Source organism: Vulcanisaeta sp. (genome assembly GCF_049966235.1).
Classification (GTDB): Archaea; Thermoproteota; Thermoprotei; order Thermoproteales; family Thermocladiaceae; genus Vulcanisaeta; species Vulcanisaeta moutnovskia.
The window spans coordinates 37,093-61,087 of sequence record NZ_JBMFVA010000004.1 but is presented as its reverse complement, the minus strand read 5'-3'; the positions used below and the strand labels follow the sequence as shown (position 1 = coordinate 61,087).

Here is a 23,995-nt window from a genome sequence, read left to right as displayed (position 1 = left end):
CTCATTAGCACTTAAAATTAAAAATTTACGTATGAATTCTAAATTAAGAGGTGATGATGGACCCAACAGATGATGAAGAATACTTGGCGGCTAATATTTAGCAATTGAAGAAAATCAATAGTTTTTAATTAAATTATGCCGTGGCTTGCACGGCCTTTGTCTTGGCTAAGTCATTGATCCTTGTGAAGTATATGGCAAATGGCCTATATGCCAGGTGTGACCATTTCGCGAAGGGTACCTCCAACACTAATAGTGGTGTTACGAAACCAAGATGCACCGTATACGCTATGTAAGTCTCTATGGGTAGACCCAGGTATTTAAACACATCAACAAGCACACCTGTGATCACCACGAGGTATAATAGGGTTAGGAAGAACCAATCCGTGGAGTGGGAGTACTGCCTCATTACTGTGTTCTTCCTTAAACGACCATAAATAGCATAGCCAGCGCCAATAAGCAGTGCAGCTGATGCTATGTATCCACCGAGTCTTATTGGGTTGTATATTGGGTAAATAATGTTTGTCTGAAATAGGTCCAGGAATACTATTACAAATACAAATATTGTTGCATAGCCATAAACAATCAATATATGCATTACCCAGTTTAAGGTGTTTCTATTACACTTCAACATCCTGACTTGCGTAAGGAAGTGAGGCACTACGGTCCTTATTAGCTCCCTTATATATGTTATGAAGGATATATACCTAGCCGCAACTGTGAATCTATACATCCTATAAACATTGGTTAATAATAGGGCGGAAAGTACCACCAGTATTGCTATATCACCCAATTCAACAATATGTGGTGGCAGGAAGGAGTCTATATCCACCCTTGTGAGGATGATTGGCCCATGTACGAAGTATACGCCGAGTACTGTGATGGCGAAGAGGAGGATTGTCGATATGAACTCAACTACTTTTGACCTGTAGAACCTCCTTGAGAAGCCTGTGAAATCATAACGTGTCGTTAAATACCTCCTAACAGCCATCATAAAACCAGCCGGATCCGCACCCCTTGGGCATGATTCCGTGCACTCGCCACAGTAGTAACACAGCCAGGGCTCAGTACTTGAGATTAGCTTATCCTCAAGACCAAGGATTGCATATCTTATTATCTTCCTCGGAAATTCATGCCCCTCCTGGGCTAAGGGACAGGTTGCTGTACAGACACCACAGCTATAGCAAGCAGATATATCGAATGCCCCAAGTTCCTTTAGCTCATCTATTAGTTTAGGATTTACCTTAGCCATGAGCCTCACCCCTCAATCTATACTTATAATAACCATCATCAGTCTTTTCAGTTGGTTCTATTAGGCCGTATTTAAACATGGTCATGAGATGCCAAAAGACAACATTCTCAGGCAGTCCTGTCTTTGAGGAAATCTCCTTAACGGTTAACTCGCCATCCTTTCTCAAGCAATTAACTATCTTACTTCTTATAGTTGTTATTTCCCTAACGTACTCCGTAAGCTCCTTAGGCGGTTGAATCCCTAACTCACTCTTTAATTTATCCACTGAGAGTTCCCTCCTAGGCATGGATACCACCTGCTGCCCTTATCATATCCTCAATTTGCACATTCTTGAGACCCCTAAGTTGAATAGCACCACTTGGGCACACGGCCACGCAGGCTCCACAACCTTTGCAAAGTGCTTCGTTCACCCATGCCTTCTTGCCTTCCGTATTATCCCTAATTACGATGGCACCGTATGGACACTCGTTTATGCATAATCCAGAACCCTTGCATTTGTCCTGGTCAACAAAAGCAACAAATGGTTCCAACTCGGTATATCCCTTTAGGACAAGTGACATAGCTTTCGCCGCAGCTGCTGATGCGGATGCCAAGGTTTCGCTAACACCACGTGGTGCCTGCGCGGTACCCGCAATAAATATTCCACTTAGCATTGTCTCCACAGGCCTAAGTTTAGGATGAACCTCCTGGAGAAAACCATCTGCACCTCTGGATATCTTCAATTTCTCCGCAATGTCTACTGTACCATCTGATGGTTCCATGCCTGTAACGAGAACCACTAAATCAACAGGTAACTCTATTTCCATGTGTTCAGTTAAAACATCCTTGACCTTAACAATAGGCTTACCGTTATCATGTAAAACCTGTGGCTCACCTTCATCAATATCATACTTTACGATAACCTGCCCCTGTCTACTCACTTCCTCAAACAATAACTCATTTATACCATAAGACCTAACATCCCTAACCATATGATAGATCTTAACACCCTTCAAAAGCTCCTTAATAGCCACCGCGACATCTAGCGCGGCTATACAACAATACCTAGAGCAATACTCATTAACCTTCCTACCCTCCTCCCTCCTTTGCCTACTCCCTACGCAGTAAATGAAGGCTATACTCCTCGGTCTCTTACCATTGATAACCACATCACCATACCTATTAATCATGCCCACCAACTCCTGAAGCGTGATTACGCCAGGCAAACCATACCCATACTCACCCTTTTGAGGCTTATACGGTTTAAACCCTGTGGCTACGATTATTGCACCAACCCTCAAATGAATAATATGCAGCTCCTGAGAGAAATCAATCTTATTGCACACCTTAGTGCACAAACCGCACTTATCACATAGTGCCATGTCTATCGCCGGTATTTCAGGGAAAGCTCCTTTGAATGGAGGAAGCATTATTGCAGATCTCTCAGAAATTCCATAACTAAACTCATCCCTGGTCTTCCTTGGGCATATCCTTTTAAGCTCCTCAATCTCATACTCATCACACTTACCTTTGAAATAACGTGGATTTACCTTGATAGTAACATCAAAATTACCCACATATCCAGACACACCCTCCACCTCGGCATTAGTATATACTACTACACTATTCATTCTTCTAAGCCTCTCTATTAAATCCCTCACTATGTCAATAGCGGTTTTTTCATATGGAAATACCTTAACATTGCCTATTTTAGCAGCATTACCGCCAAGAAATGGAGTACGTTCAACAAGGTATACCGTAAGTCCTGACTCAGCCAAATCCAATGCCGCCCTTAACCCAGCAATACCCCCGCCAATTACGAGTACTGAACGTTCACAATTCACTCTAATCCTGTTAAGGGGTTCAGCATGCCTTAGATATGCTATTGCCGCCTTAACTTGTCTTACTGCCTTGCTCGTAGCCTCCTCCTTATCATTCTCATGAACCCACGAACACTCCTCCCTAATATCAACATGGTAATACATGTACGGGTTACCACCAGCCCTCGCTATCGCAGCCCTAAATGTTGCCTCATGAAGCCTTGGAGAACACGAAGCAACAACAACTGCATTTACCTTACCACTCCTTATATCGTCCTCAATCAACTTCTGTCCAGCCTCAGAGCACATAAACATGAAGTCCTTAGCAACAACTACATCTTTCTCCTTACGTACCTCCTCAACAACCCTCTTTACATCAACAAAGTCAGAAATATTACCACCACAATGGCATACGTATACACCAATCCTAATCCTATCACTTCCCTCCATTGCTAACCACCTCTACTGATATCATCCTCTCCTGCTTAAGCGATTTTAGATAAGCCGCGCATCTCGCGGCAGCTGAGGCAGCCTCTAGTATGGTATCAGGAATATCCTTAGGACCAGTTGCGCAACCTGCCGCGAATATGCCTTCTACATTTGTCTGAGTAGGTGTTGATGGATCTACCCTTATGAATCCCAATTCATCTACGGTTATTTTCGCCCCATGAATTATTGAAATAATACTATCATTATTTGGCAATAGACCCACGGATAAAACCACTAAATCATGCTCTGCCAACTTCACCTTCCCATCATCGATATCTTCATAAATTACTCTAACATTACCATTGGGTAATCCCTCAATCTTAGCCACCCTACCGCGCACGAACTTAATACCCATTGCCCTGGCCTTCTGGTAAAACTCCTCGAAACCCTTACCATAAGCCCTTATATCCATGCAGTAAATTGTTACATCAGCCAGCGGTAATGCACCAAGGATTAACTGGGCTTGCTTTATTGAGTACATACAACAAACCTGGGAACACCTGGGATTACCCACTGTTTTATCCCTAGAACCAACACAAAGCACATACCCAATGCTACTTGGTTCCTTACCATCCAATGGCCTAAGTACTGAATTGAATGGTCTCGTTGGTGATAATAACCTCTCCATCTGCATTGCAGTTATCACGTTTGGGATTTTACCATAACCATACTGCTCCTTCCTCTCTGCAGGGAATAACCTATATCCAGTTGTTATTATTATTGCACGTGCCTTGACCCTATATATCCTTGGTTTCTGAGTAAAGTCAATGGCGCCAGCAGGGCATGCCCTTTCGCATTGCCCACAGAATATGCAATTATCTATATCGATTACGGCCTTCTTTGGTACAGCTGTATCGAATGGAATGTACGCAGCCTTCCTTCCCCTAAGACCATAATCATACTCCTTAGGTAGGACCACGGGACAAACCTCTTCACATGTACTACAGCCTGTGCATAACTCCTCATTAACAAATCTCGGTTTTCTCAATACGGTGATCTCAAAGTCACCTTTACCCTTAATATCAATCCTAGTAATCTCTGAGTACGTCCATAAATCTATGTTTGGATGATGAGCCACGGCAGCCATTTTAGGAGTTGAAATACAACTAGCACAATCAAGCGTTGGAAATACCTTACTCAATAGGAACATCTTACCTCCTATCGTAGGCTCTCTCTCAACAAGTAATACCTTAAATCCCATCTCAGCTAGGTCAAGTGACGCCTCCATACCTGCAATACCACCGCCTATAACCACGGCATCATAATTAAGCAGACCTGGAGCGAGCTCCGCCTTCTCAAGGATTTTCTGTGATAGATTACTTCTCATGTATTCTCACCTTAATGGGCCCTAGTTCTATTAACCTGGAATAGAAGTCGCTTATCAACCTAGTAAAGGCCTCACCACATACAGAGCATATGGCAGCCATCTTAACCCTCTCAGGCTCTATCCCTCTATTACTCAATAACTCCTGAGCTTCCCTAACGCGCTTTGCAGTTCTATCAGTGCAGTCCGTTAGGTATGGGCAATCCATACCATCAGCAGCCACAAAAACCCCATCAAAACCACTCTCGAGCGCCAGTACAATCCACTCGGGCCTTATCATCGATGAACACGGAACCCTAATTATCGTAGTCTGCGCAGGATAACTTAAATGCATCAAACCTGCTGAGCATACTCCAGGGTCTGAGATTATATTAGTTGTAAAAATAAGGATTTGCGGATTTGATTTTTTAACAACCATCTCATATCGCCTCTCTCCTCACTACTTCATCCTTTTTACGAATATTCTCCAGTAGCCGGGCTCCTCTATTGTACCTAGGTACACGTGACCCATCTTCCTAGCCCAGAGGGGTAAGTCCCTCTTTGTACCGGGATCTGATGAAAGAACTTCCAGGATACCTCCAACAGGTACCTCAGTTATTGCTTGCTTTGCGGCAAGAAGGGGACCGGGGCATGACATGCCCCTGGCATCCACAGTCTTGCTTGGCTTAAGCTTCCTAAGCTCCTCGGGACTCAGTTCACCCTTAGTCTCGCTCATGCCACATCACCTACACGAAGAGTGTTATGTCAGCCTCAGACATCTTCTCCACCCACTCACCTGCGCCTATTATGTCGTCAACTAAATCAACGAAATCCTCCTTCTTAGCATTCCATATTGTAGCTGCTGTGGAGCATACGTAAATCTTTAAGTTACCCGTCTTCTTAGCCTCCCTTAGTAATTCAAACCATGCTGGTAATTTCAATTCCTGCAATCTCCTACCCACCTCAGAGCTCAAGTTCTGAAATTCACTGAAATTCATGTTCTTCTGTATAACATCCTTCTTAAAGGCATATGCTCCCCATAACTGGAGAAAGAGCTCAACCTCAATACCCATGGCTACTGCACCAGAAACAAGCATGGTTAGGCCGGTTAACCTATCTATACTACCCGAGAATACGGCAACCGCCATCTTCTTCTGTTTACTGACCATACCATCACCAGTTATTTATTATATTCAAGTGAATAATAAACTGTATTTCACGTCAAATGTAGAATAACAAAAATATTTTGGCACTTAATAATATAATTAGTTAATAATAAATCCATTTATTGTTATGTATTTAAATTAACTCACCGAGACACCATTCATATTCTTTTTCTAAAGCTGTCATTAATCCCTCAATCAATTATCCTCCAGCGCCACTAGGATCAAGTCACGTTAAATGAACCAGAGAGTATTAAATCCTTGAGAGAATATTGATATGTTGATTATATCAATATACAAATAACAATAATTTTATTTTATTAAAGTTTAATAATTAGATAAAACTTATATATAGCCAATTATTAACCAGAACTATGCCTACATTAAAGAATAGAGTCGCAATAGTCACTGGGGCTGGTCAAGGAATCGGGAGGAGTATAGCCCTGAGATTGTCAAAGGACGGCGCTACCGTTGTTGTCACGGATATAACGGGCAAGGAGAATGAAACTCTCAATGAAATAAGGAACTTAGGTGGCCAGGGAATGGCATTAAGACTCGACGTAACGGACTCAAAGATGGCTGAAGACGTGGCTAAGAAGGTCTATGATACATATGGTCACATTGATGTTCTCGTAAACAATGCCGGTATATACCCATTTAAGCCATTTCTTGAGATGACATTTGATGATTGGTATAAGGTAATTAATGTTAACTTAAATGGTACATTCAATGTTACTAAGGCCGTGGTACCATATATGGTTAGACAAAAGTACGGTAGAATTGTGAACATATCATCTATAGCAGGGAATGTAATGGGTTTCACTGGATTAACACATTATAGCGCATCTAAGGCAGGCATCGTTGGCTTCACTAGAGCCCTAGCCCTAGAGTTGGCTCGTTATGGAATAACAGTAAATGCGATAGCACCAGGCGCTGTGAAGACACCAGGCGCAATGCAGCCAGGTAGCGAGGAGCAGACAAAGATGCTAATTCAAATAATACCAGTAGGAAGACTTGCAGAGCCTGAAGATATAGCGTCAGTGGTTACATTTCTTGTTTCAGATGAAGCAAGTTATATCACGGGAGCTTTGATAATCGTTGATGGTGGCTGGACAATAACATAACTTCATTTCCTTAAGACACCTTCTGTAAAATTAGAACACGGTTATCATTATTAAATATCACAAGGAAAGATACCTACAAACATGTACAGTGAGAACCTTAGAGAAAAACCTACTACGTGACCTTCTTAAACGTTATAACCACCACGACCCTTGAATCTTTCTATTCAGGAACTCAAAGCTTAATCCCTTCGAGACCCATTATCAAACGAGACACCAGGGTATTTGATTAGACTATATTACATTATAATATCTATAGTATAACAATCACTACACATCGTGATTGAACTGCTCAGGAAGCTGAGGAGAGAGGAGCGAGAGGTATTGGAGGCAGTTTATGAAGCTCATGGATATGCTCGAGAGAAACGCCACAGACATAGTAGTGACTGGCGAGAATAACGGCGAGGAATCGCTCGTGGTTCATTTATACAGCAAGGACGTGGCTGTTGGGTTGGCTAGGGATTGGTTGGCAATACCCGATATCAAGGAGCTCATCGAGTTGGGCTCGAGTTTGCCAGGTGGTGAGAAGCTTAGGCGAGTAATCGAACTTGCTTCGAGAGAGGTTAGGGAGAAGGGCAGCAGATCAATCACAATACCTGGGACAAGCATAAGCATGAGCATTCACGTAGATAGGTACTGTAGGGTAGAACTCAGGGCTTGGAGGAGGGATGAGAATGAGGCTTTGAGGTTAATTGAGGAGCTCAGGAAGGCCGGCCTTCACCCATCAATATACGTCGAGAGGGGATATTACGTGATTTCGATAATGCACACGAAGATAAGGGACAGCCCACTCAAGGAGCCAGTCTGCCAAAAACTAAGCAAGTGGCTTAATGAGGCGAGTGACGAGAGGAGGAAGGAAAGGATAACAAAGGCAATACAAAACCTAAAGTGCCTCGACCAATAGCCCGCCCAAACCCACAGGCCGACAAAATCCTTTCTCTTCCCCTCTTTAACCAAATCAAGAAAGGAAAGCACGATAGATAGCGGGCCCGGTGGGATTCGAACCCACGACCTACGGGTTAAGAGCATCGGCGGATCGATAGGCGCTGGACTCACCGACCACCGCCGCTCTACCTGGCTGAGCTACGGGCCCATTTCGACTATTTTTCTCTGATTTAAAAGCATTTTTCTAGGGTCTTCGTGTTATTGATTGGTCACTACGTAGTATTGCGTATTTTTAGTATAGTGCTTAAATGGTTAATTGAGGATATGAAACTTGATGAAGCTCACCTTGATTATTGCATTGCTTATTGTCGTGGTTTTACCCATGACGATTTATGCGCAGAGTTGGTTTGTTGCTATAAACTCAAACCAAGTGTCTATAATTATATCGCCAATAAACTCTACATATATTCTCAACATGATAAGTAAGGCGAGGTGCTGTGTGTATGTTGAGACCTATGAGTTAACCTATCAACCATTAATTAATGAGTTGGCGAATTTGACTCAGAGGGGTATTGTGGTTTATGTGGTGTTGTCGGGTAATGTCTATGGCGGTATTCCTGAGGAGGAGTATTCAGCCGTTAATGAATTGATTAATTCAGGAGCTCACGTCTCATTCAATTATGGTTATGAATATGTGCATAGTAAGGCCTTCGTTATTGATAATAAGACAGTGATATTGGGCTCAATAAATCCAACGTATTACGGCATCGAAAGGGACCTAGGCATTGACCTCGTAATTGAAAACTCAAGCATCGCCCAGGTCTTTGCAGGAATAATACTCACTGATTACCATAACAGCTCAATCACGCAAATTAACTACCCAGGTATCGTGGTATCGCCAATAAACTCAGGGGAATACCTAGGGGACTTACTCAGCCAACCAGGGATTCTCTACATGGCTATGGAGGAGCTTTACTCATCCTCTGGAATGTACAGCCTAATCCTAACGCATAACGATAGATTAATACTCGTTGGGCAACATACCGAGAATGAGGAGGCAGTCAGCGAGTTGGGTGCCGTAATGATTAATGACCTAACGGCTAAGGCAATAGTCATTGGCAATTATGTGTATGTGGGCAGTATTAACCTTGATTATAACTCATTGCACAACAATAGAGAATTGGGTATAATAATTGAAAGCCCGCAAATAGCTCAGGAAATAACCACCATAATACAGCAATGGTACAACGAGAACAAGACCCAGAACCAACCAGCAGCACCACAAATCAACAACACATCAACACAAGCCCTAATACTACTAATAATAATCATACTAATCATATACATGCTAAGATATACACTAAGACCAAAAAGACGAAGAAGAATACCAAGGCTGTAATCATGAATAAGCGATCGTAAAACACCTTTGGACCAGGACAATAAGAAGGTCATTAAGCAGTATTATCGAAGTGTATCATTTCACATCATAAACATTATTTATGAATACTACAATCATAAATTACATACTTTGAGCCGTGATTTGCTCAAATTTAAGAGAACACAAAGCTCAGAACTAATACTAAAGTATCACCAATGTGAACTAATAGCAACTACATTCAAAAACTTACATAAACACAAAGTATGAAGACAAGAAGACCAATATAAAGTCTAATCACACTATTGAGATGCTGACATATGCAGTCCCACATGACCCAACCCCAGGCAAAAACCTAAAAAACTGGCCAAAAATACTTGAAACGGCGGGGACCGCAGCGGGGGTAGGCTACATTCCCCTAAAGCTTAGCCCGGCTAGAGCGCCCTGGGGCGTGTTGCCCCGCGTATGGCTCATAACCGGGAGGTCCCGGGTTCGAATCCCGGCCCCCGCACCAGTCTCTATTTCTCCCTTTATCTCTAAGCAATCTCGTCATATAGAAATTGTCATAGGCTTAGTACTTATTGCAGGTGCTTGATAAATAGAGCCTAGAAATATAGTCATTGTGTTTACCCATCACTATTGTCCTTGATTCGGTAAACTAATGCTAATGTATAGGTGCAATGAATATGCACGTGGTTTTAAGGTACGTTTTCAGAGATATTTTTATATGATGCGTTTTATTTATGTTGTATTTGTTATTGTTTGTATTATTTCCTTCGTTTGTTCTATGCTTTTCTGTAGTCCCTGCCATGCCTCTAATGGCACCTTTATCTTTACATCTCTCCATTTACTGAGTACTTCATCCACGTACTTCTCAGCCCTTCTTAGGCAGTCTGGACATAGGTAATATTTACCAACTGGTATTACATCGACGATCTCTCTATTCCTGTGATTATTTGCATGGCACTCAAGCTCTATCTTCTTAACGCCATCCTCAAGCTCCTTAATTATGTTCAACTCACTTAGCCTTGCATGTATTGTCTCAACAAAGTCACTGATATACCTTAATTCTGAGTAATCCTCCGGTATGAACACATTAGTTATGTTGACGATGCCCCTAACATTATCCTCAATAAACCAATCAACAACACTCAGTAAAAATGCAGCATCTAGCAAGCCATCCAATCTATTTATTAACTCTTCATTAATCCTAATCTTCGCCACCACACTACCGTCAGGACCCAAAAACTCGATATACGGCTCCTTACCAGCCACCACCCTATAATCACTCCAATCGCCACTCCTACCACTTAATGGCTCCTCAATACTTGACCACCAAACCCTATACTCACGAGAACCAACCTTAAATGACACGACAAAGCCATCAGTGAACATGGGCCTTGCAGTAACATCAACATCACCAACAATATAATCTCTAGGGACTTTGAAAGTAAGCCTATTCCTAAGTGAATCCCTAAGTATTCTTAACTCCCTAATAATCCCAACAATATCCCCAAGACTAACCTCGGTATAGCTCATACGGCAATTAAGTGTTGAAGTTCTATTTAAATCTTCTTAGTATGTTCTAGATAAAGACTTTATAGATCTCAATATAATAATGCATTAATTCCCTTATAGAAGGTAAAATAATATAATAATAATTAGTAGGTTTTCTTGCTTAATGAAAACGGAAAAAAGGAAAAGTTAGTTTGGGTTTTAGCCCACGATAGTGGGCTTACCTAACTTTTTGCTATTAATGTTGCTTTTTACCTTTATTTAAAGGTTTCTCTTGTGTTTTATCTGGAATAATCCTTCTTTTGGTCATGATATATTATTTGCTAAATGTCAATTGGTTTTACCAAATCGGCATTGTTAAATAGACTTTAATTTTAATGATTATTGTGGGTGTGAGGGAATGCGTTGAACGCGGGTTTAAGTGTTCAAGATATTTGGGACTTTTTGATTGTTTGATTGTTCATTTTTGGTTTCATGAATTTGAGTTAACTGTTGAATTTGTGGTGAATAATGATGGATCGCTCACTTCGTTGATAGTGGAGGGACCGATATTTTATGGGCCTGGTAATTATGCCCAGGTTAGGGTCGAGGTTCATACTAGGTATTCATCAATATATGGTAATGCCATGATTAATCACTCGGATTCTATACTTATTCGTATAATGTGTAGGGGCAATAGGAGGGAATTGTTTATACGTTATGTTAATGAGGATTTCGTGAATAATCCATGTAAATATTCCGGTGAAGTGAGCAGAGTGGCGAATAAGCCTAGTGATGATATAACCCTGAGGTTAATTAACGAAATAATGAGTAGGATGGGGATAATGAATTTCCTAGGTCAATTAAATGAAATACCAACATGTTAGTAACTGCATTGTTATTGACCTTCAGAATGCATCGCCCTATTACTTCTCCACGGCCTTCCTAATCCTCTCCACTCCCTCCTTAATTAACTTCTCATCCAGTGCGAAGCTAAGCCTTACATATTCCCTACCCATACTCGACTCCGAGAATGCGGTCCCCGGTAGAACAACCACGCCATAATTCTCTAATAACCAATCAGCAAATTTTTCAACATCCATGTCTAGCTTATCAAGTATTTTCTTAACCCTCGGGTACATGTAGAAGGCACCAGCGCTTCTCCAAACCTCTATACCTGGTATTTTCCTTAACTCCTCATACATTACATCCCTCCTCCTCCTGAATAAATCTATCATTGCCCCAGAACTTCTCCAGGATGCTTCATTCCTTAGGGCCTCAACACCAGCCTTCTGGGCAATGCTCGGTGGGCAACTATATGTGTTTGCTGCTAACTTCTTTATCGGATCAATAACCTCCTTACTAGCCACTAGATAACCTAGTCTCCAGCCAGTCATTGAGAATGTCTTACTAAAGCCATTTGTGTAAAGTACGTAACTTCTCCAATCAGGTTCAAGCTCCAGGACTCCCCTGAATGAGCCTTGCTCGTAAACGAAGTTATCGTATATCTCATCGACAATAACCAGTAATTTATAGTCCTTGGCGATCTCAAGGAGTTTCGAAACCTCCTCAGGCCTGAATATGGCACCTGTTGGATTATGCGGGTTATTTATCACAATGGCCTTAGTCCTTGGAGTTACTGAATTCTCTATGGTCTCCAGGTCAAGCCTAAACCCACTCTCTGGGTCAAATTTCATGGCGACATAAATAGGCTTACCACCGAAGAACTTAGTGAGTTCTGGATAGGCTGGGTATGTTGGGTCTGGTATTATTACCTCATCGCCCGGTCTTATATAAGCCGCTATAGCCAGGAAAATAGCTGTCTTAGTTCCGGTGGTTACGACAATCTCATCGGGCCTGACAACTGCGTGGTACCTATAGTTAAGGTAATCTGCGATGGCTTCCCTAAGCTCCCTAATTCCCTCAGTCTCTGTATACCCAGTGAACCTTTCATCAAGAGCCTTTTTGGCCGCGTTTACTATATTATCAAATGTTGGTAAGTCAGGTTGGCCAATACCAAACGATATAACCTTGACACCCTTCCTCTCAGCCACTTCATGCGCCTTGGCTAAATACGTGAAGGCCTTCTCACCCTGTAATTCCCTAACTATATCCTTTAAGTAATCATTTACTGGATTCATCAGTATACGTTGTAATCACTTCTTAATAACTATTTTTCAACAAATAATCTACATCGCACTAATTATCACTATATAATTTGTGGATTTTAAAGGATAATACTAAGAATAAAGTTCGATACTGTTCAATCACTCTAAAGGCTTTAATGACATGTCGTCCTCATAGGAAATCACACAGATAAACTCAGCCTCATCATTACCAATATTCTCAATTGCATGAGGTTCATAGGGTCCTGTAAAGAGGAAATCGCCAGGGCCTAATTCATAAATCCCTTCATTAGTTTTAACCCTAAGCCTACCCCTAAGTATAACGACGGCCTCAGTATACTTATGATTATGCAGTGGCATGATCCCATTAGCTTTAACTATGAACCTCCTAACTGCGTATTTAGATCCATGCTCCTTAGTTATTAACCACTGCACATAGAAGCCCCTTGTACCCTTAAGCAGTTTTGAGGCGTCCTCAAGAGGTACGTTATTCATATTACCAACAATCACAGATAAGATTTAGCAATAAAGTAATTAAGTAGTACTGTCACATTGGCACTCTCCGTATAAATGCATAGTATTTACTGTATTCTTGAACATTGTTTGTATACATATATCCATCGGAGTTTTCGTTTGAGACGCTCCTCCTTATATTGTTCCTGTTAAACTTTATTCTAATCATACGAATATCGTATATTGGAGTTCTTTAAAAACCTTTCTACGAAAATAACACGTGCTCATTTATTCCCGTTTTATAAATTTAAACCTCTCGTAAATTAGTACTATTTTATTACCCTCTATGAGGAATTCGGCAGGTACTTTGGCACCATTTATTAATGCGTAAAACCTGGCGTAATCCTTCCTTACCTCATCAGGCACCAATATTGTAGTCTCTTCTGTATACTTTGTTGAACTTCTCATTACTAGGTAATCTCCCTGTCTTTGTATTGAGATTCTCACAGTACTTCCATAAGTTTCATAAACACCCTCAAGCTTCTTAGTAATGCTCTCCAACATAAATGGCCTTAATTCACTTGGGTCATGACCGAGTAACTTACTTAGTACGTGGATGCCGATCATTGATAGAGAATAGCCCTGGGCATTAGCCATTATGATGATCCCAATTCTATCGTTTGGTAAGTATGCTATATCCGCAGTATAGACACCAACATCACCGCTATGCTCAACAAACTTTCTTCCATGGAAATTCTGGCTTATTATTAATCCGTAGCCATACTTCTCGTCACCAATTATTTTCCAGGGCACATCAATATAACCCCTCTCCGCAGTCTCAATCAACTCCTTACCCACTATCCTAACGCCATTGAGCTCACCCCTATTTATGAACATCGACACGTACCTAGCCATATCAATAACATTACTCAGTAATCCACCATCAGCCGTTATACCAAACGGGAACCTACTTAGTATGTGTCTACCCTCCTTATCGATTATGTATGGGATTGCAACCTCAGGATCCTTGAGAACCTCCTCAGCCGTGAAGTACGTCCTAGTCATACCCAGTGGCTTTAATATCTTCTCCTTAACGAAGTCCTCGTAAGGCAAACCGCTAACTCTCTTGATTATTAGGCCTAAAATTACATAACCCTCATTAAGGTAGAAGAACCTCTCGCCAGGCTTCGCAACAGCCCAATCAGCCGCATTCCTCATGAATGCCAGTACATCCTCGGGTGTAGCCAGTGGCAACCAATTACTGTCAAGGCCAAGCGCACCATTTATGTAGGCCTCGGCATAGCCAAGTGCGGGTAATCCGCTGCTGTGGGTTAGTAGGTGGTGTATTTTGACTATGCCCATTGGGTTCAACTTAATTGGCACGTACTTATCAACAGGATCCTCGAGGCTTAACTTACCCTCCTCAACAAGCTTGAGTATTGCCAGTGCTGTGAAGGACTTCGTTATCGAACCGATACCGTAAATTGTTCGTGGAGTTGCAGGTAAGCCTTTCTCAATATCCCTAAAGCCAAAGCCCCTTGCATATATTAACTCATCATCCTTAATAATGCCAATGCTCAGACTTGGCAACCTCGACTCCCTAATTTTACCAAGTATAAACTCCTCAATCTCCCCGAAATCCATTAATAAGTCAGTAATCCCGAACTTAATTAACTCTATTGTGGTATTAACTCTCTGATATCACACATGATTTCCCTTATAATTCCGTATTTATAGTCATTACCTGCCTTAACAATGCCTATTGATTCCAGGTACTTAACGAGAGCTGCCGTCTCTGTTAATGCCATGTACTTATTCATTGGGTCGAGATCCACGTACTTCTTATCATCCATCCACTTGAGCATATTCGTTATCTCGAATATTGTTAATTCATTATTCCTCAATGTATTTACCACCTCGCAAAGCCTTGAGACTCTATGCATGATAAGTTCATTTATTCTATCATTAACGTTGCATATTTCACCCTCATGTCCTGGATATAGACACTTAAGATCCACTTTTCTAATCCTAATTAATGAGTTCAGGTAATCACGAAGTGGATTTCCTGGGTTTATTGGGGTTAAGCCTACATGAGTCGTTATTGTTGGCAATATTAAGTCACCCGTAAATGCGAGCTTATATTCATCAAGTATTATTGATATGTGACCAGGTGAATGCCCCGGCGTTAGTAGTACATGCATCCTCTCAATATATTCCTCCTCATTGTTAATGAGAACATCTGGATTTAATGCACTTAATCTCCTTCTACTTGACAGGCCACTAGTTACATTTCTGTAGAGCTCCATTTCGGCATTGGGAACTCCGTATTGCCCTAATAGCTCCAGGAATTCCTTGATGAATAAATCCCTATCAAGCATCTTCAGAACTTGCTCATAATCCCTCCTATGCATGACTATGCTCAGGCTAAGCCTGTTGCGTAGTTCATTGGCTAAACCAGTATGGTCAATATGCATGTGCGTAATAAATAACGTGCTTAACCTGCAATTTGATATTTTGCTTAGCTCGTTAATCAGTGGGTTAAGAAGTTCGGCGTTGGGGTATCCAGCATCAATCATTACGCATTCATTATCTCTCTTCACTATATATGAGAATACGTAGCCGGGTTCCATGGGCATGAATATCCTTAATTGATAAATAAGGCCACTAACCTTCTCGCTAAGCTCTACCACTGCCCTATGAAGGATTAATTGATTTTAAGTTATTCGCCGACAGTAAACATAACCGTAATCCTCATGAGCACGCCCAGTGAAGATACACTTGAAATCCTTACTTAATACATTAAGCAATTCCTTAACGGGTATACCCGTAATCCACCTATGATACTCAAAGATCAACTCCCTGAATAACCTAACGTGTTCATAATCATTGAGTATGACGTCATACTCACAACCCTCACAATTCATCTTTAGAACATCAGTATGCACCCTAGTCTCATTAATAACCTCACCCAGTGCAATCAATCTGGCCCTGACACCATTAATGCATATACCATCATTAGTTACAGGCCCGAAGTACGTAGCCATTATACTTCCTAGGTCCAGATCCATGGAAGCGCAGGTGGTTCCAGAGAGACTGCTAAGTGCTGCGTTGATGGGTATTACCTCATTGGTTAATCCATTCAATTCTACATTTCTAATAAGCTCCCAATCGGTGAAATAACTCATTACCACCTTAATCACGTAATAAGAGATAATTGGCATTTTCTGCCCAGTCCACTTTAATTAATTCGTAATAAATCGCCGCAGAATTTTGCCATATAATACTTACTTCTCCCATTTCCTCTTCTCTGTCTAATGACATCGATAATAGAAAGGCTCGGTATAGAGCACATACCAAGCTCAATGAGACATGGCAGGATCATGTACCAATTCACGCTATGGTTTGCGAGCAACCTAACCGTAGCTGACTACGCCCTTGGACCAATACTATACATGCTTGGCCTACCAATACCCTGGCTAGTACTTGCCCTAGTGCTCGGTAACGTACTTGGCGGCCTATTGGTCGGGCTTTTAGCGGCCATGGGACCGACCTATGGCTATCCACAGATAATGATTTCAAGGGTTGCCTACGGTAGAGTTGGGAACCTACCCTTTGCGGTTGCGAATTGGGTTAGCACACTTGGTTGGTTCTCTGTGAATGCAATAATTGGTGGTTACATAATCAATTACATAGACCCAGCAATACCACTCTACGCGGCAATTCTCATAACCGTGCTAACCCAATTCATAATTGCGCTCTTTGGTTACGATATCATACACAGGTCTGAGTACATACTATCCATAATACTCGGCATAATGTTCGCAGTCTCCCTAGCACTAGCACTATCAAAGCCGCATTTACTGAGTACCTACGTGAAAAGTGCGTCTTTTAACCCATTCAACTTCGCAATAGCGCTGGCAACAGTGTTTAGTTACATCATGTCATGGGGTCCATACGCCAGTGATTACTCACGCTACTTACCCGAAAACACGAGTAGGTTAAGGATAATGGCCTATGCTACATTGGGCGGTATGCTGGCTAGCCTATGGAGCGAGGTTGTTGGTTTTACGGTTAGTGCAGCAACAGGAAATACAAGCGGCTTACCAACAGTGCTTGTGCAGTTCATGGGTAACTACGGGCTTACATACACAGCAATAGCCGTGATAGCCCTATTCCTAGGCGCACTAGCTGCCAATGTCCTCAACATATACACAAACTCCCTATCGGCACTAGCAATATATAGTAAGGCGAGGAGATGGCAGGCATTAATTGCAGGTGCTGTTGTGGGTACGGTAATGGCCGTGATTGGTGGATTAAACTTCGTTGGTTATTACGAGAGCTTCCTACTATTCCTAGACTACTGGATAACACCTTGGATAGGTATACTCCTGGTGATGTTTTACGTCAATAATGTCAGGGATTGGAGACCCGTGGAGAGTGGATCAAGGGTAATTTGGAAAGCATTACTAGCCTACATAGTAGGCCTATTAATCTCAGTACCATTCATGAACCTAAACGCAGCAACAGGGGGCTTAATACCATACACAGGTCCAATAGCTAATGCCCTTGGCAGCGCCGATATTAGTTACTTTGTATCATTTATCGCAGCATCAATAACATACTTAGTACTCACAAGAAAATAACAAAAATAAATAAGGTTTAATGAAAACATAAAAATGATTTGTTAACAGTATGGACATGTTGTTACCTTTATTTTCCTTATCCTAGTATTTATAGCATATGAAACCACTACCGTGAGTACTATTGACGCTATTAGTATGGCTAGGTACCAAATGCTCGTTATTGAGTAGTAGAAGGTTATTGCAAGTATTGCAGCACCAATGGCTATGGTTATTCTACCGCTCCAGCTAGTCAGTCTTAGAGCCCCTGCGGCCACGAGCATTAGGCTTAGCACGTAATATAGGGAGTCTATTGCGTATGCGTCTTCCATGGCGTTGTAGGTTAGTTCCAGTGGCTTGACGTAACCACTAATGTAAGCCGCCATGTAGGCGAGCACTATGGTTAGTATAGCCACGGCTGTGCTTAGATAAAGGGCCTTGTGTGGGCTCTTGTACCTTGGGTGTGTCTCGGCGAGCCACGTAGGTAATAACCCGTCTCTGGCCATGCCGTAGAGCATCCTTGCAGTTGCATTTAACGTGGCTAAGTAACACCCGAATACACTGATCATTACGCTTATCGCAAATAGTAACAGGCCCGTAGTGCTTAGGTAATGCCCTATCAGTGTATAGACTGGATTTGGGCCCATGCCCTCAGCCATGTTTACGAAGTTACTTATCGCATTCTGCGTATAGCCTATGTTTAGTAGTATTGCATAGGTGACTAGTATGTAGAGCATTCCCATGAATATTGTTGCCCACAGTGTACTTGTTGGTACGCTCTTCCTTGGGTCCTTAACCTCCTCGGATATTTGCGTGCTCACCTCAAAGCCCATGAAGTAGGTTATTGCGAATATTAATCCACCTGATAATGCCGCTAATACTCCTGATGGTGTTGTTGCGAAGGTTCCCTGTATTGTAAATGGAAATGCCGAAAATCTATCGATGTTAGCTATGAATGAGAGTACTACAAATATCAGTAAAATCGTTATCTCAATACTCGTTAGTGTCATTTCAGTCTTAATACTGGGCCTTACTCCAAGCACGGCAGGTACTAAGGCAAGCACTATTGGTATTGGCAATAGGAGTAGCGGGTTTATTACGTGACCCGTTATTGCATATATGCCCTCAGTACCGAGGTATGCGAAGGCTATGGCAACGGAACCCACGCCAACAATGCTGTAAAACACGGTATATATTACCCCATTTATGAAGCCCGCCCTGGCGTTTATAGTGTTAGTTACGTAGGCATAGAAACTAGCTGCATGTGGGTATTTACGGGCGAGTACGAATATTGAATAGACAATTGCCAGGACACCCAGTAATGTGAGTAGCATGGCTAATGGCGCCGCTGCATATGCACTACCCATTATTAGGGCCGCACCACCGGCTATACTATAGGCAGGTGCCTGACCAGCCAAGGAATTATATAACGAACCAAGGAATCCCGTGGCGTTCCTCAACAACTCACTGCTTCTCTGCTTAGCCATCGCTAATTATGGCGATACTACGCTCTTTTATACTTAGTTAAACGTTTAATAACAATCACTCATTGTGCAAAGCTATTAACTAATTGTACTTAATTCCATAAGAAGTATCGCCATAGACATTTACATACTACGATTTAATAAATTCACCAGGCATAATAAGAAGTCCTAGGTGTAAGACCATCCTTAAAACCCTAGGTGAGGAACCCGCCAGATAAAGTTTGATCAAGAGTAGGTTAGGGATTATTGAGGGCAGATACGTAAGCAATACGGCACTAGGCAACTTACTGAGCACCTTAATTTGAATATTGTTGAGAGGAGAGATAATGAATAAGTAATAATTGATCCAATCTACGCCGCTGCTGCACGAACATTTTAATGAGGGAGAAATGGCTTAAATGCGGTAGGTTTAACCTTGATATTAAGGCATGAGAGCTAGGGATACTTACCTGGTAGGAATAGCATCGGCATCCTTTTTCATGAGCTACTTCTCTAGGCTTGCCTGGAGCATAGTATCGACATACTCAACATTAAAGCCAACAATTATTGAGGATAGTATGATCTTCTCACTCTTCTTCGTTGGTTACGTGGTTGTTCAAGTACCTGCTGGCATAATTTCCGACAGGGTTAATCCTAAGTGCGTAATCATGATATCGTTAATCGGCCTAGCAGCATCATCCCTTGTCTCGGGTATTGCTAATTCCATACGGGTTGAGTATGTGGCTAGCCTATTCATGGGTCTGAGTGCCGGTTGGATTTACCCAGCCACCGTGAAACTCCTAACGATTAGCTTTAGGGGGCCTGAGCTACCGATTGCCATGGGTTATTACAGCATTGCTTGGCCACTATCTATAGTGCTTGCCGGCGCTACCCTGCCCGAAATTTGCATAGTCTTTGGTTGGAGATGGAGTTATTACATCATTGCCCTTACCTCAATAATAATTGCCTTGTTATACATGCCTATAAGCACTGGCAATTACGATAATACTATGCATAGTACTTTTGATCTCAGATTGCTGAGAAATAGTGATGTTGTTGTGGTTAGTCTTTCTGGCTTTCTATTCTTCATGTCATACTGGGCAATAACGCTGTACGCCTACAAGTACTTCCTAACCATAGGCCTTAATAGGTACGTGGCTGGATTCACTTACTCCCTACTAGCGTTATTCGGCGTATTTTCAACAATGATCGCTGGTTATGTAATAAGGAGTATTGGCGTTAAAGGTACACTCTCGATATTTGAGGCTATTTACGGCATTTTGACAATAATGCTCGCAGTAGTAACTAGGGAATTGCCGCTCATGGTATTGGCAGCAGTAATGGGCTTTATCAGGTTTATAATAACACCCGCGAACTCAACCGCGGTTTCCAAGATAGGTAGGGAGATGGCAGGGAGCGCTGCTGGCATCGCTAACTTGTTTTGGCAATTGAGTGGTGCTGTCGCACCTGTGGTTGCTTCGTTCATATTAACTAGGGCGAATTACCAATTCCTATGGGTGGTTATGGGAATCGTGATAATAATATCGGCGGTGATTTACTTATTAACGTTAAAGGTCCGGTGAATATGTTAAATTAATAATAACAATAGGTATATAACCCAAACTACCATATCATAATTAATTGCTATGAAAAGGCAATTAACCACTGGCGATGCGTCGAAATCAATACTAATTGCTTTATTCATGGCCTTATTACTAAGCGCCACATTAGGTATTGCTGATACCAATTATGTTATTGAGATACCACCAATAAATATGTTTAACGTTATCAATTTATCAAATAGTACGTCGTTCTCATACACGTACACTAACATGACAGGCGGCATAATTTACCTACCGCCAGCTTGGTATTACTACTACAATTTCAGCGCGCCAGCTGGGTCGTACATAGACTACAGTGTTTGGGGTACATCACCAATAACGCTGTACATACTCACCAACCAACAATTCATGAGGTATTTTAATGAGGGAGGCATTAATGAGTATTTATACTCCATTACCAGTAGCAATTTAAGTGGTTATTACCACATTAATAGAACTGGAACTTACTATGTCGTCATTGTTAATAATGAACTAAAACCAGTACTGGTAATTTACGCCATATCATTAACGGGAAAACCAATGCTTAATCAGTGGGGATTCCCGGTGGGTATTGCTGATTATGGTATTGCCATTATTAACGGCAGATACTTCGCATATGAGTATAGAACCAACGAATTCATTGGTGAGGCGAGTATTTACAACGTATTTACCCAGGAACCGGGCTCATGCCCAACTGGCTATGTTGAACCTGGCAATAATTGGTTCAGTATTCAGCTTAACACGGTCCTTGTGGTGAACACGATCAGCGGCTATGCCCAATACTACTGGCTCCAGAATGTACTGCTCTTTGATACATTAAATTACACAGCCTATGTGAGTGATAATGTTTGGAATAGCTCATCAATTAACGCCTCACTGAGCAACAACCTAATCAGCGGTGATGGGGTAATTAGTCCCGTAAATGCCACGGCAGGTAATATCACGGCATATGCGTACTACACGGAAGTATCACAGCAAGCGCATGTGCCATTCACGATATACCTAATAACTAGGACTGGATTAACGAGTAATGACTATCCATGGATTGCCTTCGGCTACTCATACAACGGTCAGTCAATTACCTGGTTTGACAATGTTACGATAAGGGTAAAGTCCTCATCAGCGTACATGGAGGTATCACCGACGAGCAATAATGGTGAGTTAATGAATAATGCTGAGTTGGTGATTGCAGGTCCATGGAATAGCGAATGCACTGTGGCTAAGCCATTAAATATCACATTAGCCCTATACTTTGCATGGCCATACCCAAGCGATTACTACTTATCACCAGTACCATCAATGTGGGATTTCGGCACGGACACCGCCGAGATAATATATGATGCCCACGTGTCACCGCTTAATTATGGATCCGTCTACGTTATTCAAGGCCCTGAAAAGTTGTACTTCCTTAACACGTACTTCATACCATTAATAATTAATAATCCCGTGAATGAGACAAGGACATTGGATGTATATACCGTGAACTCAACGACTACGTTAAACGAACCATCAATAATCACTGTAGTACCTAACGAGACTAGGTACATATTCATGAATTACGTAATCAATAACTCATACATAGTCACTACAAATGCATTGAACTTAACACTCCAGGGACCAACAAGCATTTATGTTAATTACACATTACAATACATGCTCACAATTAACGACCCGAGTAGACTACTTAACGGAGAAAGTGGGTGGCATAATTATGGCTCTGTCGTGACGCTCAATGAACCAGAAATATACTACCTCGATAATGGAACACGGCTAGTATTCAATGCTTACTACATATACCTCACAGGAACCAGTCTCTACCATATGGTGATGAACAACGTCACCAATTTACTAGTTAATGGGCCATATACAGTCATTGTTAATTGGACGAAGCAGTACCAGGTTAATGTGAATAGTCCCGTGCCTGTGATAGTCTCCTTATCGGGATTGCAAAATATAAGCGGTTATTCGGTAGTTACGTGGGTTAATAGGAGCTCTACATTAATTATTCTCGTACCTAAGTACTACGTGTTAGGTAATGGTACATGCTTAGTTTATCTAGGTAACAATGAGAGCATTGTTGTTTATTTACCATTTAATATATCCCTAGGTAACTTTGTACGTCAGTACCTCGTTACAATATATAGTAAATACCCCGTTAGTGTTAACGGCACTTACACAACAAATATAACCAAGTGGTTCTATAGCGGTGAGGCGCTCATGATTAGGCCTGGCACGGTATTTAGCGATGGAGTATTTCTAAGCGAGCTCGGGCTCGTAATCACAGTCAATAAACCAACGAGCGTAACCGTGACTTGGCACATTAATTATTTCCTCACAGTAATTATGTATACGGTAATAATAACCGCAATTAGTGTAATAGTAATACTTATCATTAGGAGAAGACGCAGTGAGTATAAAACATTTTAAGGAAATAACCATTATAGGGCTTATGGAATATTTCGAGAAGCCCTTTTGTCTGGGTTGAAGGGGTTGCTATGACTTTCTATTTACAATGCCAGATGACCTACGTATTTCAATTTACCACTTACTGGGTCAACATCTAAACCCAGCGTTTCAAGCGCCGTGACACCAAGGACTTCCGCATCGCTAGACTCACCAAATACAACCTCAACATCACCCTCATAGTCCTCATACTTAATTGTGATTAAACCAACACTCTTCATAACCATCCTACCATCTATAGTCCTGAATTGCCTGACCCTCCTTGGTTTAATGCCGATTGACGCCAAGGTATCCTTATTAATCCAGGTAAAGACACTGCCAGTATCCACTATCAGTTCCACATCTCGACTTACACCAGTCTCCGGATTTTTTATTAGTATTTTAACCTTCGT

22 protein-coding genes and 2 tRNA genes are annotated in these 23,995 nt (G+C 41.7%); 8 read left to right on the top strand and 16 right to left on the bottom strand.

All coding sequences use genetic code 11. The features are described from left to right. Positions 1-133 precede the first annotated feature (133 nt). Genes ACP5L5_RS04240 through ACP5L5_RS04210 form a run of 7 tightly spaced genes read right to left on the bottom strand, consistent with a single transcriptional unit; the run spans position 134 to position 6,009 of the window. A complete protein-coding gene (locus ACP5L5_RS04240) occupies positions 134-1,249 on the bottom strand; it encodes a 4Fe-4S dicluster domain-containing protein (RefSeq protein WP_428761882.1) in 1,116 nt (371 codons plus the stop codon). Next, positions 1,242-1,535, bottom strand: a complete 294-nt coding sequence (locus ACP5L5_RS04235; protein WP_428761880.1) for a winged helix-turn-helix domain-containing protein — start codon at positions 1,533-1,535, stop codon at positions 1,242-1,244. Before ACP5L5_RS04235 ends, ACP5L5_RS04240 begins: the two co-directional genes overlap by 8 nt. Next, positions 1,528-3,498: a CoB--CoM heterodisulfide reductase iron-sulfur subunit A family protein gene (locus tag ACP5L5_RS04230; RefSeq protein ID WP_428761878.1), complete on the bottom strand. Its 1,971-nt coding sequence runs from the start codon at positions 3,496-3,498 to the stop codon at positions 1,528-1,530. Before ACP5L5_RS04230 ends, ACP5L5_RS04235 begins: the two co-directional genes overlap by 8 nt. After that, positions 3,485-4,864 carry an FAD-dependent oxidoreductase gene (locus tag ACP5L5_RS04225; RefSeq protein WP_428761876.1) on the bottom strand — a complete coding sequence of 460 codons (1,380 nt, stop codon included), beginning with the start codon at positions 4,862-4,864 and terminating at the stop codon, positions 3,485-3,487. Before ACP5L5_RS04225 ends, ACP5L5_RS04230 begins: the two co-directional genes overlap by 14 nt. Further along, positions 4,854-5,279: a hydrogenase iron-sulfur subunit gene (locus ACP5L5_RS04220; RefSeq protein ID WP_428761874.1), complete on the bottom strand. Its 426-nt coding sequence runs from the start codon at positions 5,277-5,279 to the stop codon at positions 4,854-4,856. Before ACP5L5_RS04220 ends, ACP5L5_RS04225 begins: the two co-directional genes overlap by 11 nt. 21 nt (positions 5,280-5,300) lie before the next feature. Next, entirely contained in the window at positions 5,301-5,576 is a 276-nt protein-coding gene (locus ACP5L5_RS04215; protein ID WP_428761872.1) for a sulfurtransferase TusA family protein, read from the bottom strand. 10 nt (positions 5,577-5,586) lie between these two features. Continuing rightward, the gene (locus ACP5L5_RS04210) at positions 5,587-6,009 is read right to left on the bottom strand and encodes a DsrE/DsrF/DrsH-like family protein (RefSeq protein ID WP_428761870.1); all 423 of its coding nucleotides are present in this window, start codon (positions 6,007-6,009) and stop codon (positions 5,587-5,589) included. A gap of 368 nt (positions 6,010-6,377) precedes the next feature. On the opposite strand from ACP5L5_RS04210, the gene ACP5L5_RS04205 reads away from it, so the two are divergent. Together ACP5L5_RS04205 and ACP5L5_RS04200 are read left to right on the top strand one after the other, a co-directional pair. Beyond that, complete coding sequence (locus ACP5L5_RS04205) at positions 6,378-7,127, top strand: SDR family NAD(P)-dependent oxidoreductase (protein WP_428761868.1); 750 nt, start codon at positions 6,378-6,380, stop codon at positions 7,125-7,127. Between the two features lie 334 nt (positions 7,128-7,461). Continuing rightward, positions 7,462-8,028, top strand: a complete 567-nt coding sequence (locus ACP5L5_RS04200; protein WP_428761866.1) for a hypothetical protein — start codon at positions 7,462-7,464, stop codon at positions 8,026-8,028. Between the two features lie 80 nt (positions 8,029-8,108). Here the strand turns inward: ACP5L5_RS04200 and ACP5L5_RS04195 are convergent. After that, a tRNA-Lys gene (locus tag ACP5L5_RS04195) sits at positions 8,109-8,217 on the bottom strand. Positions 8,218-8,343: 126 nt separating this feature from the next. On the opposite strand from ACP5L5_RS04195, the gene ACP5L5_RS04190 reads away from it, so the two are divergent. Continuing rightward, a complete protein-coding gene (locus tag ACP5L5_RS04190) occupies positions 8,344-9,408 on the top strand; it encodes a phospholipase D-like domain-containing protein (RefSeq protein ID WP_428761864.1) in 1,065 nt (354 codons plus the stop codon). 373 nt (positions 9,409-9,781) lie between these two features. Then, positions 9,782-9,898 (top strand) — tRNA-Met (locus ACP5L5_RS04185). 227 nt (positions 9,899-10,125) lie between these two features. Here the strand turns inward: ACP5L5_RS04185 and ACP5L5_RS04180 are convergent. Further along, on the bottom strand, positions 10,126-10,923 hold the full coding sequence (locus ACP5L5_RS04180; RefSeq protein ID WP_428761862.1) for a hypothetical protein: 798 nt from the start codon (positions 10,921-10,923) through the stop codon (positions 10,126-10,128). Between the two features lie 362 nt (positions 10,924-11,285). Between ACP5L5_RS04180 and ACP5L5_RS04175 the strand changes: the two genes are divergently transcribed. Beyond that, complete coding sequence (locus tag ACP5L5_RS04175) at positions 11,286-11,765, top strand: hypothetical protein (RefSeq protein WP_428761861.1); 480 nt, start codon at positions 11,286-11,288, stop codon at positions 11,763-11,765. 39 nt (positions 11,766-11,804) lie between these two features. Here the strand turns inward: ACP5L5_RS04175 and ACP5L5_RS04170 are convergent, their stop codons facing one another. The 5 genes from ACP5L5_RS04170 to ACP5L5_RS04150 form a co-directional block, all read right to left on the bottom strand. After that, positions 11,805-13,019 (bottom strand): pyridoxal phosphate-dependent aminotransferase, encoded by a 1,215-nt coding sequence (locus ACP5L5_RS04170; RefSeq protein WP_428761859.1) that lies wholly within the window; start codon positions 13,017-13,019, stop codon positions 11,805-11,807. A gap of 126 nt (positions 13,020-13,145) precedes the next feature. After that, complete coding sequence (locus ACP5L5_RS04165) at positions 13,146-13,514, bottom strand: cupin domain-containing protein (RefSeq protein WP_428761857.1); 369 nt, start codon at positions 13,512-13,514, stop codon at positions 13,146-13,148. A gap of 231 nt (positions 13,515-13,745) precedes the next feature. Then, a complete protein-coding gene (locus ACP5L5_RS04160; protein ID WP_428761855.1) occupies positions 13,746-15,101 on the bottom strand; it encodes a serine hydrolase in 1,356 nt (451 codons plus the stop codon). Positions 15,102-15,133: 32 nt separating this feature from the next. Continuing rightward, positions 15,134-16,147 carry an MBL fold metallo-hydrolase gene (locus ACP5L5_RS04155; RefSeq protein WP_428761853.1) on the bottom strand — a complete coding sequence of 338 codons (1,014 nt, stop codon included), beginning with the start codon at positions 16,145-16,147 and terminating at the stop codon, positions 15,134-15,136. A 24-nt stretch (positions 16,148-16,171) separates the two neighbouring features. Next, positions 16,172-16,642, bottom strand: coding sequence for an FkbM family methyltransferase (locus ACP5L5_RS04150; RefSeq protein WP_428761851.1), 471 nt, complete (start codon positions 16,640-16,642; stop codon positions 16,172-16,174). A gap of 129 nt (positions 16,643-16,771) precedes the next feature. Here ACP5L5_RS04150 and ACP5L5_RS04145 point away from each other — a divergent pair, with 129 nt between their 5' ends. Continuing rightward, complete coding sequence (locus ACP5L5_RS04145) at positions 16,772-18,100, top strand: purine-cytosine permease family protein (RefSeq protein WP_428761850.1); 1,329 nt, start codon at positions 16,772-16,774, stop codon at positions 18,098-18,100. A 41-nt stretch (positions 18,101-18,141) separates the two neighbouring features. Here ACP5L5_RS04145 and ACP5L5_RS04140 read toward each other — a convergent pair whose 3' ends face one another. Beyond that, positions 18,142-19,563: an APC family permease gene (locus ACP5L5_RS04140; protein ID WP_428761848.1), complete on the bottom strand. Its 1,422-nt coding sequence runs from the start codon at positions 19,561-19,563 to the stop codon at positions 18,142-18,144. Between the two features lie 425 nt (positions 19,564-19,988). Between ACP5L5_RS04140 and ACP5L5_RS04135 the strand changes: the two genes are divergently transcribed. Both ACP5L5_RS04135 and ACP5L5_RS04130 read left to right on the top strand, forming a co-directional pair. After that, on the top strand, positions 19,989-21,122 hold the full coding sequence (locus tag ACP5L5_RS04135; protein WP_428761846.1) for an MFS transporter: 1,134 nt from the start codon (positions 19,989-19,991) through the stop codon (positions 21,120-21,122). A 63-nt stretch (positions 21,123-21,185) separates the two neighbouring features. Then, positions 21,186-23,567 (top strand): thermopsin family protease, encoded by a 2,382-nt coding sequence (locus tag ACP5L5_RS04130; protein ID WP_428761844.1) that lies wholly within the window; start codon positions 21,186-21,188, stop codon positions 23,565-23,567. A gap of 80 nt (positions 23,568-23,647) precedes the next feature. Here the strand turns inward: ACP5L5_RS04130 and ACP5L5_RS04125 are convergent, their stop codons facing one another. Next, positions 23,648-23,944: an aspartyl protease family protein gene (locus tag ACP5L5_RS04125; protein WP_428761842.1), complete on the bottom strand. Its 297-nt coding sequence runs from the start codon at positions 23,942-23,944 to the stop codon at positions 23,648-23,650. Between the last annotated feature and the right edge of the window lie 51 nt (positions 23,945-23,995).